The organism is Rhodobacter sp. 4.3.4 (assembly GCF_058724655.1).
The window spans coordinates 2,548,921-2,562,067 of sequence record NZ_CM178967.1; the positions used below are offsets into that span (position 1 = coordinate 2,548,921).

The following is a 13,147-nucleotide window of genomic DNA, read 5'->3' on the forward strand; positions in this document are numbered from 1 at the left end:
TTTTAAATACCTAATGAGCGCATAGCGCAAGCGCTCGAATGTCCGCAACGCGGGCTGCCAGTGCAGCAATCGTTCGTTCGGGCCAACGACCGGTTAGGGAGCACTGCGAAGCTGCATCCCGCCCGGATGACCGGCAGCAATTGGGCCGGACGCGTCGCGAGCCGACGACGCCTGACCAGACCAGATCACCCCGTGCTTGGCCTCAGCTGCACCACCTGCGCCGACTCGCCGGTCACATAATCCGCACTCCGCTGCATGAGCGCGGCGCGCTGGTCGGGGTAATCGGATCTGGCGTAGGCGCGGCGCACCTTGTTGCCGATGACGTGGTCAAGCGCCGCCTCGGCCGCCAGATCGTGCGAGCCTTCCAGCGTATCCTGCACCCAGGTTCGGAATGTCGTGCGGAAACCGTGCGGCCTGCCCGCCTCGCCGATCTTGTTGACCGCCTTCAACAGCGCATTCTGACTGATCGGCTCGCCAAGAAATGCGAGCGCGGCAAGCGCGGGAGAAACGGCAATGAACGGAACAAGCACAGAACAGGAACCTGATACCCTCGGTGATACCCTTGGGGCTCGCGTGTTCTCTAAGTCATTGAAAGCCTTGGAGGCGGGTACCGGAATCGAACCGGTCTTCACGGATTTGCAATCCGGTGCGCGTTTACGAAGCGCGCGGCGGTTCATTGAACTGGGCGAACCTGAAACACCTTTGCGAGACGGTCAAAACGGCCTCAATAAAAACAGCGCGATCAGCCAAAAAACAATAGCTTGGCCTTGCGGCGCTTTGTTCACATCGAAGATGTCAGCGGTTCAAATCCGTTATCGCCCACCATCATTCCAAAAGGCGCTGGAAACTTTCCAGCGCCTTTTCCTTTTCCGGGCCGCCACAGGCCGCCAAAGCCGGGCGCGGCACCGCCGCGGCCGGGCTCAGGCGCCCGGGCGCGGCGGCTCTTCTTTCGGCTCGGGGCTGGCCGTGCCGGGCAGGCTGACGCCGTGCTTGTCCATGTAGGGGCGGAAATAGTCGCGGAAGGCCTCGAAGCTTTCGGCCAGCATCAGGAATTCGGCGCGGTTCATCACCAGCAGCTTGGTGTCCTCGATCGCATGCACCGAGGTCTTGCGCCGCGTCGCCCCCAGAATCAGCCGCTCGCCGAAATGGCCGCCGGGGCCGATCACCCGCGTCTTCAGCGCGCCCGACTCGGGGTCGGTGCGCACCATCTGCACCGCGCCCGAAATCACCGTATAAAACCCGTCCGAACGGTCGCCCGCCTGATAGATCCGGTCGCCGGCGCGGTAATAGACATGCCGCATCGGCGGCTTCTGATAGGTGCGCAGCTGCACGAGGCTGCGCGCCCCCAGAAGGTCGAGCGACCAGTTGATCATCACCCGGATGCGGGTGCCGATGCCGGGCAAAAGCGCCAGATAATAGGACCGCCAGATGAACCAGGCCGGGAAGCCGGTGATGTTGCGCCCGAAAATATCGGCCACGCCGCGTTTCGCGCCCAGCGAGGCCAGCGCGCCGCGCGAACTGTAGGCAAAGACCCCGGGGGCCCGCCCCTTCAGCGCTGCGGTGATATTGGCGGCGACCCGTTTCGCCTCGCGCACGGCGAATTGCGCGGTGGGCGGGGCGAAGTCGTGGCGCTCGCTCGCATCCTCCTTGAGCGGGATCAGTGCGCAATCGCCCAGCGCCCAGACATCGGTCCGGCCCTTGACACGCAGGCAGCGATCCACCGCAACGCGGCCCTTTTCCAGCGGCAGCCCCATGCGCAGGATCACCGGCAAGGGCGCATTGCCGATCGTGGCGACGATGGTGCGGGTGTCGATCACCTCGCCGTCGCTGGTCACCAGCTGCCGATGCGTGGCCGAGCGCACGCCAGCGCCCAGTTTCAGCTCGATGCCACGGTCAAGCAGATGTTTCGTCGCGTAATCCGCCAGCTCCTGCGGCATCTCGCTCAGGATCCGCGGCGCATATTCAACCAGCAGCACCCGGACCTCGGAGGGGTCGATGTTGGAATAGAAGGGCAGCGAGCGGTCGAGCATCTCTTTCATCTCGCCCACGGTCTCGACGCCGGAAAAACCGCCGCCGACGACGGTGAAGGTCAGCGCGCCGCGCTTGGTGTCGGGCAGCCCCGTGACCTGCGCATGTTCGAGCTGCTCGATCACATGCTCGCGCAGACGCCGCGCATCTTCCAGCGTCTTCATCTTCAGCGCATGTTCTTCAAGCCCGGGCATGCGCGAGAAATCCGTCCCCTGCCCCAGCGCGATCACCAGATGGTCATAGGGCACCTCGATCGGGCGGCGCTGGATGCCCTGAAAGACGACCACCACCTTGCGCTCGAAATCGACGCTGTCGACGACGGCCTTGCGCACCTGCACCCCCCTGAGCAGGAAGCGCAAGGGCGAGACCGCATGGGCGGGCATGATCTGGCCCGCGCCCACCTCGGGCAGAAGCGGCTGGAAGACGAAGTAATTCTCGGCGTTGATCAGCTCGATCTCGGCCTTGCGGCCCAGCCTGCGCCTGAGCGCGCGGGCCGTGTACATGCCGCCGAAACCCCCGCCCAGAACGACGATCCGCGTGGCCATATCACCCTCCATGCTGCTGCGCGAAGCATAGCCGAACGGCGCCGGACCGCCAGAGCCTATTCACGCCCGCCCGCCCCCGCGGTGCAGCAAGGTGACCGAAATCTTGCCGGAGGATGTGCCAGGAAGACTGGTGCCGGCGGAGGGACTCGAACCCCCGACCCCCTGATTACAAATCAGACGCTCTACCAACTGAGCTACGCCGGCCACGGTGCTGAAATAGCCTCCCGGTCGCCCCGGCGCAAGACCGGACGGCGGGGCTTTGCCTTCCCGGCTTTGGCCGCTATGGTGGCGCAAGGAGAACACCAATGGATCTGGTCTTTCATCTGGGCGCGCATGCCACCGATGACGAACGCCTTGTCAGGACACTGGCCACCAACCCCGAGGCGATGACCGCGGCGCGGTCCCATGCCCCCGCCCCCGCGGCCTATCGCATGGCGCTGCGCGATGCGCTGATCGGGCTGAAGGGGCGGCCCGCCGATGCCGAAACCCAGGACCGGCTGCGCGCGGCCTGCCTGCGCGGCGCCCGCGGCCCGGTCGAGCGGCTGGTCTTCAGCTACGAGAATTTCCTCGCCCTGCCCGAGCGCGCGATCGGCGCCAGCGGGCTTTACCCGGCTGCCGCCGACAAGCTGGTGCCGCTGGCCAATCTGTTCCCGCAGGACCGGACCGAGTTTCACCTCGGCCTGCTGGACCCCGCGCTGCTGCTGGTGGCGCTGGCGGCGCGGCAGCCCGGCCGCGACTTCACCGACATGCTCTGCGGCCATGAGCCCGAGGATCTGCGCTGGGGGCCGGTGGTGGCGCGGATGGCCGAGGCCGCGGACCGGGTCGGCGCCAAACTCGTGCTCTGGTGCAACGAGGATCTGCCGCTGCTGTTCCCCGAGGTGCTGCGGCAGATGGGCGGGCTGCCCGAGGCCGGGGCCTTGATGGGCGAATATGGTCTGGTCGAGGAGCTGATGCAGCCCGAGGGCGCCCGGCGGCTGCGCGGCTATCTGGCCAGCCATCCGCCGCAGACGGCCGAGCAGCGGCGCAAGGTGCTGATCGCGTTTCTGGAGAAATTCGCCCGCCCCGAGGCGCTGGTGGCCGATGTGCCGCTGCCGGGCTTCACCGCGGATCTGGTGGCCGGGATCGCCGCGCGCTACAGCGCCGATCTGGCCGACATCGCCCGCCTGCCGGGCGTGACGCTGATCACGCCCTGACGCCAGGCCCGCGCTTTACGACATGCCAAGCGCGGCCTTGTAGATATCGAGGATCGCTTCTTCCTCGGCCAGATCGTTCTTGTCGCGCTTGCGCATGGCGATGATCTTCTTGATCACCTTGGTATCATAGCCGCGGGCCTTGGCTTCGGACATGATGTCCTTCTGCTGCTCGGCGATGTCCTTCTTTTCGGCGTCGAGATGCTCGTATTGCTCGATGAACTGGCGCAGCTCGTCCGCGGCCACGGTATAGGCGTCGTTCGACATGAAGGCTCTCCGAAGGTCGTTACCGGGATGAAGCCCCTGACTAGCGCAGCCCCGCCCCCCCTTCAAGCCGCAACCCGCCGCCATCGCGGCGCTTGCCAAGCCCCCGCGCGCAGGGTAGCCCGGGCAAAACGGAGGCGGTGATGGACTTTCTGATCTGGGCTGGCGCGGCGGTCTCGCTTTTGGGGATGGTCGGCATCCTTTATTGCGCGGCGCAAGTGGCCAAGGCGAAAAAGGCCGGGCTGGACGATGCGGGCCTGCGCGCGGCGCTGCGCGGCATCGTGGCGCTGAATCTGGGCGCACTTTTCGTTTCGGTGATCGGGCTGATGCTGGTCGTGCTGGGCGTGACCTTCAAGTGAAGCGCCCGGCCAGGGTCTGGCCGTCGCGGATCAGCGCATCAAGGAGCGCAGGCGGCGGGGCCGCCCCCTCGGCCACCAGCGCGCGCAACCGCTTGCGCAAAGCCAGCGCGCCGATCCGGTCGGCCTGAAACATCGGCCCGCCACGCGGCGCGGGAAAGCCAAGCTCCGCCCCCGCCATCAGATCGATGTCGCCCGGCCGGAATGCCTCGCCCGTCTCCAGCGCAGCAAGGCCCGGCTGCGCCAGCTCGGCCAGCATGCGGGCCAGAATCTCGGTCTCAGACAAGCGGCGCGGCACGATCCCGGCCTCGGCGCGCAGCGCGGCCAGCGCCGCTTCGGCCCCCGCACCCGTCATCCCGCCCGTCATCCCGCCTGTCGCCTCGCCCAGCACCGCCAGCGTCGCCAGAACCGGGCCCGGCCCCGGCCCGGCAGCGCTCAGCCGGTGCGCGGTCCGCTCGGCGCCCAGCCGCGCGACGCGGGCAAAGGGCCCCTCGGCAAAGCCCCAGCGCGTCAGCGCCGCATCGACCGCCTGCGGCGCCGCCCCGGCCAGAACGCAGCGATCGGCCGCGCCAAGCCAGGCCGCCTCCAGCCGCAAGGCCAGCGCCCGGGCATGGATCACCCGCATCCCGCCCGCGCGCAAAACCGCCGCCAGCCGCGGCAGATCGGCCAGCCGGTCCGGCGTCGCCGCCCAGATCGCCGCAAGGCGCTGGCTGCTGCGGTCGATGCCCAGCTCGCCCGGGCCGGGTGCCGTGCCCGAAAGCGCCAGAACCGCCCCCGCAGGCAGGGCCTGCCGCAGAAGGTCGCGCTCCGCAAGGCTGGCGGGTTTCGCAATCACCAGATCGGTCGGCCCGAAGGCCTCGGGCGCGGCCACCGGATCAAGCCGCGCCCAATCGGCGGCGCGGCGGGCGGGGTCCAGCTGCCCCGAGGCCACCGCCTGTTCCTGCGCCCGGGCGATCCCGGTCAGAAGCTGCGCCAGCGCCTCGGGCGCGGTGGTGCCGATCTGCACCGACAGCCCGCGCCGCAGCAGCGCCCCCGCCTGCGCCACCGAGGGGTTCCACAGCGCCACCCGGGCCACCGGCGCCACCGCCTCGGCCGGCACGGCGGCCAGCGTCGGCTCTGCCGCCCGCGCCCGCACCAGATGGCGCAGCGCCGCCGCCGCCTCGCTGCCGGACAGATCGTCATAAGCCACCGCCTCGACATCAAGCGCAGCGGCAAGCGGCAGCAAAAGCGCCGCCTCGGCAACCTCGGCGATGCGGGCGATGGCGGGCAGATCGGCGCGCGCCGGATGGCGGGCCCGCGCCGCCGCCAGCGCATCAAGCGCCGCGCCCGGGTTCGAAAGCGCGCCCTCGCGCGGGGAAAACGGCGCCTCGGCGCCCAGCGCCGCACCGCGTAGCGCCTCGGTCAGGGCGGCGGTCTCAAGCGTGTCCTCGGAGGCGACGGCATCGCATAGGCCCAGCGCCATCGCCTCGGCAGGCTCCAGCACCCGGCCCGAGAGCAGCGCCTCCAGCGCCGCCCCGCCCGCGCGGCGCACCAGACGCACCGTGCCCCCCGCCGCGGGCAGAAGGTTCAGCCCCGCCTCGGGGCAGTGAAACCGCGTCGCCGCCAGCGCAAGGCGCAGCCCCGCCGCCTGGCTCAGCGCCAGCGCCCCGCCCGAAATCGTGCCCGACAGCACCGCCACCACTGGCACCGGCATCTGCAAAAGCCGCGCGCAGAGCGCCGCAAGTGTCGGCTGTTCGGGGCCGTAGTCCTCGGCCGGGTCAAGACCGCAGGGCCAGCCGCCCGGACCCGCGCGCAGAACGATCGCCTGCAGCCCCGGCGTGGCGAAAGCCTCGGTCAGCGCGGCGTCCAGCCCCCGGCGCAGCGCCGGATCGAAGCCGCAGCCCTCCGGCCCTGTCGCGGCGCCTTCCAGCGTCACCAGCGCCACACCGTCCCGCCGCTGCACGCTTACCCGTCTTGCCATGCCCCCTCCGGTTTTGCCGCAGGTTACGCGCCCGACCCCGGTCACGGCAAGCGCAACCCGGCCCCAAGCCCCGGTCAGAACAGGAAAATCTTCACGACCCCGGGGCCGTGGCTGCAAGCGGTCTCTCAATGCCGGGCGGCGTGGTCGCGGCAAAAGGGGGTGGCGGGCAGAAGGTCAAGCCGCTCCTCGGCGATCGGTTCGCCACAGGTGACGCAATAGCCATATTCGCCCTCATCGAGCCGGGCCAGCGCCGCCCCGATCATCCGCAGCTCAGTGCGCGCCGCATCGCCCAGATCGGCAAGCACCTCGTCTCCCTCGCGCTCGGTCGCCATCTCGGCCCAGTCCTTGGCCTCATGCGTCTCGAACTCATCCGAGATCTGCGTCATCCGCGCCGTCAGCGCCGCCTTGCGGGCCAAAAGCTCCGCCCGCCGATGTTCAAGGGATTTCATCGCCGCCTCCTGTCCGGCAAGAGAAGCGCAAAACCCGGGAAAATGCCTTGATTCAGGTCAATCGGGGGGCGCGGGCGACAGGCCGGAACGACCGGCTCAGAACCCCGAGCCGATCTTCAGCGGCGGCAGCTCGCCCGCCGGATCCTCGGCGCCGAACCCGTCCAGCGTCAGCCCCATCGGCGGCAGATCGGCGCCGCTGTCAAAGCCGCCCAGACCGCCCAGTCCACCCAGCCCGCCCAGATCGTCGCCGCCCTCGAGCCCGCCCAGACCGCCAAGTCCGTCCAGACCGCCGCCGCCGGGCAGCGGATCATAAGCCGGGGAATCGATCCGGTCGAGCGGCGCGCGCGGCCCGCTGGGCGCCGACTTCCCGGCAAAGGGGCTTGGCCCCGCCTCGAAGGGCGGCGGCACGACGCGGCGCACCTTCGGTTCGGGCGGCGCCATCAGCTCTTCTTCCTCGTGTTCGATCAGCCGCACCGCGCGCAGACCGCGATGCTGGCCCAGCCGCGCGGCCGAGAGCTTGCGCCGCCCCACCCCTTCGACCGTCAGATTTTCCAAAGCGTCCGAGGGGATCGGAATGTCCATCCCGGCGCGCAGCCGCATCACCGCCGCCAAGGGCAGCGTCACCCGATGCAGCACCGCATCAAGCTGCGCCGAGGCGCCCATCACCGAAGTTTCCAGCCGATGCGCCCATTCCGCCGCCTCGCGGTCGGGGGAGATCGGCCCCTCGTCGGCCAGCCCGGGCATCCGGCGCAGCGAATGGCCGCGCCCGTTCACCGGCACCGCCCAGACCAGCTTGCCCTTGCGCTCGAACCCGGCGCCAAAGCCGATTTCCAGCTGCCAGAGCCGGTATCCCATGTCTTCCAGCAACAGCCCCAGCGGGCGCGGATCATCGAGATAGGAGGCGTAGCGGAACCCGCCCGCCCAGACGACGGCCTCGGTCTCGACCAGCGTTTCCTCGATCATCGAGAGCGTCGCATCGAGAAAATCCGCCACCATCGAGGCGTCGATCCGCGTCGGCTTGCGCGGCGGCGGCGGGGCCTTGCCCAGATTGCCGGTGGTCTGCACCTCGATCAGCACCGAAAGCGTCTCGGGCGGCAGGGCGATGATGCCCATGCTTTCCTCCGGTCCCTCGATGATCGCGATGAGCGAAAACGGATCGATCGCCTCGGGCAGGTCGGCCAAGGTCCGCCGCCCCTCGCTCACCTGCATGACCTGCGCGGGCAGCTGGAACATGTCCTGCGCCACCTTCGAGACCGCCTGCACGATCGCCCGTTCGGCCGTGACCGGAGAGCCGTCCGCCGCGGGCCTGCCCGCCTCGGCCTTGCGCCGCATCACTGTTTGAAGCCGTTCTTCCGTCATCCCGTCCCGCCGTTTCCCTGTGCGTCGACGGATAAGGAATCGCAGATCAGGGTTTACAAAAGGTTGAGATCTGCCCCCGGACTTTACACTTTTTCGCGGTCTTTCCCGGGACTTGTCACGCCTGCCCGAAGGGCGCCCCCGTGCCCTGGCGGCGCAGCGGCAAGGTCACGCGGAAGGCCGCCCCGCCCTGCCCCGGCAGATAGTCGATCGAGCCGCCAAGATTGGCCATGATCTCGCGGCAGATCGCAAGGCCCAGCCCCGCGCCGCCCGCCTTCGAGGTGTCGGTCAGCCGCGAGAATTTCTCGAAGATCAGCCCCTGCGCCGCCTTCGGGATCCCCGCGCCATTGTCGCAAAAGTCGATCTGCACCAGCTTGCCGCGCCGCTTCACCTCGATGCGCAGCACCGCGCGCTCGGCGCCGCAATATTTGCGCGCATTCGAAATCAGGTTGATGAAGACCTGCACCAGCCGGTCGGTGTCGGTGAAGACCGGCATGTGTTCGGCGGGAAAATCGCGGTCATAGCGGAAATCGCGCTCGGGCCGGGTCGAGGAGGCCGCCTGCACCGCGCGGTCGATCAGGTCATGCAGGTTCGCCACCGAGATATTCAGCTGCACCTTGCGGTTTTCCAGCACCGCAAGATCCAGAAGATCATCCAGAAGACGGGTCAGGCGGCGGGCCTCTTCGTGAATGATTTCCGCATATTGCGCCCGCAGCGGCTCGGGCAGGTCGGGCTCCATCAGGATTTCCGAAAAGGCCCGGATCGAGGTCATCGGCGTGCGCAATTCGTGAGAAATCTGGCCAAGGAACGCATCCTTTTGCACCGACAGCGCGGTCAGCTTCGCATTCGCTTCCGAGAGCGCGCGGGCGGTGCGGGCCAGTTCGGCCGATTTCGCCTCGAGCTGGGCGGAATATTCCTTGATCTCGGCCGCTTCATTCGCCACCGCGATCAGATCCTGCACCGAGACCGCGGCGCCGCCGGTGAGCTGCGAGATCATCGCATGCGCCGTCGCCGCGCCGACCGATCCCGCCAGCTGCCGTTCCAGCGCGGCCAGAAAATCCGGCGTCGGATCGGGCAGGAAGCCGCGCTTGCCCTGCGCCGCCGCCTGCGCCTGAAAGAAAAGCTGCGCCTCCTCGGCGCCCAGGATGCGCTGCGCCATCGACAAAAGATCCTCGGCCTCGGCCTGGGTGCGCGACCAGCCGCGCGCGCCCGGCCGCCCCTCGAAGACATTGACAAAGGCGACGCCCTGCAAACGCTCCACCGGGCCGGGGAAGGACAGGATCGAAAACACAAGGAAAGCCAGGGTGTTGAACAGAAGGCTCCAGAGCAGCGCATGAAGCAGCGGGTCCAGCCCCGCGATGCCGAACAGCGCCTGCGGGCGCAGCCATGAAAGGCCCAGCGGCCCCTCGGCCATCAGCTGCGCCGAAATCAGCCCGCTTTCGCCCACCGAGGGCAGGAAAAGCGCATAAAGCCAGATCGCAAAGCCGGTCAGCAGCCCGATCGCCGCGCCCAGATGCGTCGCCCCGCGCCAGTAGATCCCGCCCAGAAGGGCCGGCAGCACCTGCGCCGCGCCGACAAAGGCGATCAGGCCGATCTCGGCCAGCGCCCCGGCCCCGCCCGAGAGCTTGTAATAGCCGTAGCCCATCGCCAGCACGAGCCCGATGGAGAGGCGGCGCGACATCAGCACAAGGCCGCGCACATCGCCGCGCTCGGCCGGTTCGTCGCGGTAGATGGCGAGCCACAAGGGCGTGACGATGTGGTTCGACACCATGGTCGAGAGCGCGATGGCAGCGACAATCACCATCGAAGTGGCCGAGGAAAACCCGCCCAGAAAGGCCAAAAGCGCCAGGCTGCCGCGGCCCTCGGCCAGCGGCAGGGTCAGCACGAACAGATCGGGATTGCTCCCGGCGCCGGGATGGCCGAGCCCGACGACGGCAATCGGCACGACGAACAGGCTCATCAGCAGCAGATAGGCCGGAAAGGCCCAGCTGGCGGTGCCCAGATGGCGCTCGTCAGTGTTTTCGACGACCAGCACCTGAAACATCCGCGGCAGCGTCAGCACGGCGGCGGCCGAGACGAAGGTGAGGCCCGCAAAACGACCGGGCTTCAGGCTCCACTCGGCGATCTCCGAGGCGTCGATCCGGGCAAGGATGTCGGAAATCCCCCCCGCGACGCCCCAGACGACCCAGATGCCGACGGCCAGAAGCGCCAGCAGTTTCACGATTGCTTCCAGCGCGATGGCGGTGACGACGCCGTGGTGACGCTCGTTCGCGTCCAGATTGCGGGTGCCGAACAGGATGGTGAACAGCGCCAGCCCCGCCGCGATCCAGAGCGCGGTGGCCGATTGGTCGGGCAGTGCCCAGGAGCCGGGCGTCTGCGCCGCAAAGACGCCAAAGGACAGCGTGACCGATTGCAGCTGCAGCGCGATATAGGGCGTGGCCGAGGCCACCGACATCAGCGTGACGATCACCCCCAGAAGGTTCGACTTGCCGTAACGGTTTGAAATCAGATCGGCAATCGAGGTGACACGCTGGGTCCGGCCGATCCGCACCAGCTTGCGCAAGACCCACCACCAGCCGACGAAGACCAGCGTCGGGCCAAGGTAGATGGTCAGGAATTCCAGCCCCGAGCGCGCCGCATAGCCCACCGCGCCGTAAAAGGTCCAGGCGGTGCAATAGATCGACAGCGAGAGCGTATAGACCCAGGGGCTGTGCAGGAAGCGCAACCGGCCCCGGGCGGCGCGGCGCTCGGCGACGAAGGCGACCAGAAACAGCACCAGCACATAGACCAGCGAAACGCCGACCAGCACGTCGAAGGACATGGCTCAGCCCTCGCCGGTTTCGGGGCTGCCCTCGGCCTCTTCCTCGGCGTCAAGCGCCGGGGCCAGACCGCGCGCCAGCGCCGCGGCGGCGAGGATCAGCCCGGCCCAGACCGCAAAGAGATAGATCATGCCGCGCGCGGTGTCGGGCACCGGTGTCTCGCCCGGATGCCAGAGCATCGGCAGCAGGAACAGCACCAGCCCGACCAGCGGCAGAAGCCGGGCCGCATCCATGATGCGGCGGCGCCGATAGGAGCGCCGGGCGAGAAACAGCGGCGTGCCCGAGCCCGGCATCAGCCCGCCTTGCCCGATCCCGCCAGAACCGGGCCTGCCAAAGCCGGGTCCGCCAGAACCGGGGCGGCGATCGCCTCAAGCGCGGAGAGCACATCGGCATTGGCAAAGGGCTTGGCCAGAAAGGCCGAAGCGCCCGCAGCGGCGGCGGCCTCGCGGTCGCGGACCTGCCCGCGCGCGGTCAGCATCAGGACCGGCGTGCGGCCCAGCTCGGCATCGGCGCGCAGCCCGGCCAGGATTTCCAGCCCCGAGCAGCCCGGCAGCATCAGATCCAGAATGACCGCCGTCGGCCGCAGCACCGCGATGCGCGCCAGGGCCGCGGCCCCCGAGGCCTCGACGGTCACATTCCAGCCCGCCCGCGTCAGGATGAACCGGATCGCCTCGGCGATGTTCGGCTCGTCCTCGACCAGCAGCACCTGCTTTTCGGCCATGATCGTCCTCCTCCCCCGGGCCAATCTATCCACGCTTGGCCCCGCGCTGTCAAACCGCCGTCAGCGCCCCGCAAGCAGCGAGGGCTCGCGCCGGCCGGCACAGTCGAGCCGCGGGCAGACCCGGCAGGAGGTGCCGACCGGCCGCGCCGTCTCAAGGCGGCTGGTGGCGGGGGTGACCAGCATCATCGCCTCCATCAGCACCGGGGCGTCGAAACTGGCTGCGGCGCCCTCGGGCGGGCGGGGGGCGGCGAAGGCCCAGGACTGGAAGCGCTGCGGCAGCCGTCCGGCCATGTCGAGCGTCAGGCGCAAGGGCTGCATCGGCCGCGAGAGCGCCTCGTAAAGCGGCCAGAGCGGGCAGCCCGCGGCCGAGCGCGGCAGGGCAAAACCGGGCAGCGGGCGGCGCAGGGTCAGCATGCCCGAGCCGTCGCAAACGACCAGACCCAGCGGCGGCAGGTTCGCGGCGCCCTCGGGCAGGGTCGCCAGACGGCGGAAGACCGCGGCCATCGGCGCACCGAACCGCGCCGCCAGCCGTGCCGGGTCCAGCCCGGTCTCGCCCAGCGCAGCAAGAAAGGGCTTGAGCGGCAGGATGCGGCTGTCGGCCAGCGCCCGGGTCAGATAGGCCAGCGCCAGATCGCGCGCCGCCGAGGCGGCCAGCTCCGGCGCCTGGGCGATCAGCTCGGCCGGATCGGGCGGATCGGGGCGCTCGAAATCCGGCAGATGCCAGCCGCGCGCCGAAAGCCAGGCCTCCATCTGGTCAAGCGGCGCGGCCAGACCCGAATCCGTCGCCTCGATACTGTCGAGATAGGCCACCAGCCCCTCGGCCGCCGCGCTCAGCCGCAGGCTTTCCGAGGCGATCGAGGACAGGAACCGCGCCTGCCATTCCGGTTCGATATCCGGGGTCTCGACCAGAATCGCCGCGCTGGAACGCAGCGAGGTCACCGCCGACAGCACCTCGTGCAGCGCGTCGAGCAGATAGGGGTCCTGCCCCATCCGTTCGGAATAGGATTCGAGCACCCGTTCCAGCGCCGCCAGCCGGGCCTGCCTTGCGGCCAGAACCTTTGCCCAGCCGGGAAAGCGGCCGACGAATTCCTCGATCCGCTCCAGCTCGGACGGGTCGATCAGCGCGCCCGTGGCATCGCCGCCCGTCATGCCGCCGCCCGCCGCCGCCTCGCGCAGGGCTTCGAAAAGCGTGCTTTCGGCGCCTTCGGAAAGCGCCACCGGCGCCACGCCCAGCGCCTTGGCGAAACTGTCCAGAAGCGGCTCGGAGACCCGGCGCCGGTTGTGTTCGATCAGGTTAAGATAGGCGGCGGAAATGCCGACCGCGCGGGCCAGATCGGCCTGCCGCAGTTTCAGCGTCAGCCGCCGTTCCCGTATCCGCGTCCCCGTCAGGGCAGACCTTGCCATCGCTTCCCCGCTTGCCGCCCGCCGCGCAGCCCGAACCGGGCCGCCGTGCCGTCAC

The 13,147-nt window shown here is 69.2% G+C and carries 12 protein-coding genes and 1 tRNA gene; 2 read left to right on the top strand and 11 right to left on the bottom strand.

Annotation, left to right across the window (positions count from 1 at the left end; all coding sequences use genetic code 11):
• Positions 1–185: 185 nt before the first annotated feature.
• The 3 genes from AC4PTB_RS12495 to AC4PTB_RS12505 form a co-directional block, all read right to left on the bottom strand.
• Positions 186–677 carry a hypothetical protein gene (locus AC4PTB_RS12495; RefSeq protein WP_492190258.1) on the bottom strand — a complete coding sequence of 164 codons (492 nt, stop codon included), beginning with the start codon at positions 675–677 and terminating at the stop codon, positions 186–188.
• Positions 678–920: 243 nt separating this feature from the next.
• The gene (locus AC4PTB_RS12500; protein WP_492190259.1) at positions 921–2,573 is read right to left on the bottom strand and encodes an FAD-dependent oxidoreductase; all 1,653 of its coding nucleotides are present in this window, start codon (positions 2,571–2,573) and stop codon (positions 921–923) included.
• A gap of 128 nt (positions 2,574–2,701) precedes the next feature.
• Positions 2,702–2,777 (bottom strand) — tRNA-Thr (locus AC4PTB_RS12505).
• A gap of 101 nt (positions 2,778–2,878) precedes the next feature.
• Here AC4PTB_RS12505 and AC4PTB_RS12510 point away from each other — a divergent pair.
• The gene (locus AC4PTB_RS12510; protein ID WP_492190260.1) at positions 2,879–3,766 is read left to right on the top strand and encodes a hypothetical protein; all 888 of its coding nucleotides are present in this window, start codon (positions 2,879–2,881) and stop codon (positions 3,764–3,766) included.
• A gap of 15 nt (positions 3,767–3,781) precedes the next feature.
• Here AC4PTB_RS12510 and AC4PTB_RS12515 read toward each other — a convergent pair whose 3' ends face one another.
• Complete coding sequence (locus tag AC4PTB_RS12515) at positions 3,782–4,030, bottom strand: DUF2312 domain-containing protein (RefSeq protein WP_492190261.1); 249 nt, start codon at positions 4,028–4,030, stop codon at positions 3,782–3,784.
• A gap of 140 nt (positions 4,031–4,170) precedes the next feature.
• On the opposite strand from AC4PTB_RS12515, the gene AC4PTB_RS12520 reads away from it, so the two are divergent.
• Positions 4,171–4,386, top strand: coding sequence for a hypothetical protein (locus AC4PTB_RS12520; protein WP_492190262.1), 216 nt, complete (start codon positions 4,171–4,173; stop codon positions 4,384–4,386).
• Here the strand turns inward: AC4PTB_RS12520 and AC4PTB_RS12525 are convergent.
• The 7 genes from AC4PTB_RS12525 to AC4PTB_RS12555 all read right to left on the bottom strand — a co-directional run bounded on the left by AC4PTB_RS12525 (position 4,379) and on the right by AC4PTB_RS12555 (position 13,092).
• Positions 4,379–6,343 carry an enoyl-CoA hydratase-related protein gene (locus AC4PTB_RS12525; protein WP_492190263.1) on the bottom strand — a complete coding sequence of 655 codons (1,965 nt, stop codon included), beginning with the start codon at positions 6,341–6,343 and terminating at the stop codon, positions 4,379–4,381. The genes AC4PTB_RS12520 and AC4PTB_RS12525 overlap by 8 nt on opposite strands.
• Positions 6,344–6,468: 125 nt before the next feature.
• Positions 6,469–6,792, bottom strand: a complete 324-nt coding sequence (locus AC4PTB_RS12530) for a TraR/DksA family transcriptional regulator (protein ID WP_492190264.1) — start codon at positions 6,790–6,792, stop codon at positions 6,469–6,471.
• 96 nt (positions 6,793–6,888) lie between these two features.
• A complete protein-coding gene (locus AC4PTB_RS12535; protein WP_492190265.1) occupies positions 6,889–8,124 on the bottom strand; it encodes a FliM/FliN family flagellar motor switch protein in 1,236 nt (411 codons plus the stop codon).
• Positions 8,125–8,266: 142 nt separating this feature from the next.
• Complete coding sequence (locus AC4PTB_RS12540) at positions 8,267–10,969, bottom strand: ATP-binding protein (protein WP_492190266.1); 2,703 nt, start codon at positions 10,967–10,969, stop codon at positions 8,267–8,269.
• A 3-nt stretch (positions 10,970–10,972) separates the two neighbouring features.
• A complete protein-coding gene (locus AC4PTB_RS12545) occupies positions 10,973–11,260 on the bottom strand; it encodes a hypothetical protein (RefSeq protein ID WP_492190267.1) in 288 nt (95 codons plus the stop codon).
• Positions 11,260–11,688, bottom strand: coding sequence for a response regulator (locus AC4PTB_RS12550; protein WP_492190268.1), 429 nt, complete (start codon positions 11,686–11,688; stop codon positions 11,260–11,262). Before AC4PTB_RS12550 ends, AC4PTB_RS12545 begins: the two co-directional genes overlap by 1 nt.
• Before the next feature lie 60 nt (positions 11,689–11,748).
• Positions 11,749–13,092, bottom strand: a complete 1,344-nt coding sequence (locus tag AC4PTB_RS12555; RefSeq protein WP_492190269.1) for a helix-turn-helix domain-containing protein — start codon at positions 13,090–13,092, stop codon at positions 11,749–11,751.
• Positions 13,093–13,147 lie beyond the last annotated feature (55 nt).

Excerpts from the sequence above, each read along its gene's own strand:
- AC4PTB_RS12555 (WP_492190269.1), bottom strand. The coding sequence starts at position 13,092 with ATGGCAAGGTCTGCCCTGACGGGGACGCGGATACGGGAACGGCGGCTG.
- AC4PTB_RS12530 (WP_492190264.1), bottom strand. The coding sequence starts at position 6,792 with ATGAAATCCCTTGAACATCGGCGGGCGGAGCTTTTGGCCCGCAAGGCG.
- AC4PTB_RS12550 (WP_492190268.1), bottom strand. The coding sequence starts at position 11,688 with ATGGCCGAAAAGCAGGTGCTGCTGGTCGAGGACGAGCCGAACATCGCC.
- AC4PTB_RS12515 (WP_492190261.1), bottom strand. The coding sequence starts at position 4,030 with ATGTCGAACGACGCCTATACCGTGGCCGCGGACGAGCTGCGCCAGTTC.
- AC4PTB_RS12535 (WP_492190265.1), bottom strand. The coding sequence starts at position 8,124 with ATGCGGCGCAAGGCCGAGGCGGGCAGGCCCGCGGCGGACGGCTCTCCG.
- AC4PTB_RS12500 (WP_492190259.1), bottom strand. The coding sequence starts at position 2,573 with ATGGCCACGCGGATCGTCGTTCTGGGCGGGGGTTTCGGCGGCATGTAC.
- AC4PTB_RS12495 (WP_492190258.1), bottom strand. The coding sequence starts at position 677 with ATGAACCGCCGCGCGCTTCGTAAACGCGCACCGGATTGCAAATCCGTG.
- AC4PTB_RS12525 (WP_492190263.1), bottom strand. The coding sequence starts at position 6,343 with ATGGCAAGACGGGTAAGCGTGCAGCGGCGGGACGGTGTGGCGCTGGTG.
- AC4PTB_RS12545 (WP_492190267.1), bottom strand. The coding sequence starts at position 11,260 with ATGCCGGGCTCGGGCACGCCGCTGTTTCTCGCCCGGCGCTCCTATCGG.
- AC4PTB_RS12540 (WP_492190266.1), bottom strand. The coding sequence starts at position 10,969 with ATGTCCTTCGACGTGCTGGTCGGCGTTTCGCTGGTCTATGTGCTGGTG.
- AC4PTB_RS12510 (WP_492190260.1), top strand. The coding sequence starts at position 2,879 with ATGGATCTGGTCTTTCATCTGGGCGCGCATGCCACCGATGACGAACGC.
- AC4PTB_RS12520 (WP_492190262.1), top strand. The coding sequence starts at position 4,171 with ATGGACTTTCTGATCTGGGCTGGCGCGGCGGTCTCGCTTTTGGGGATG.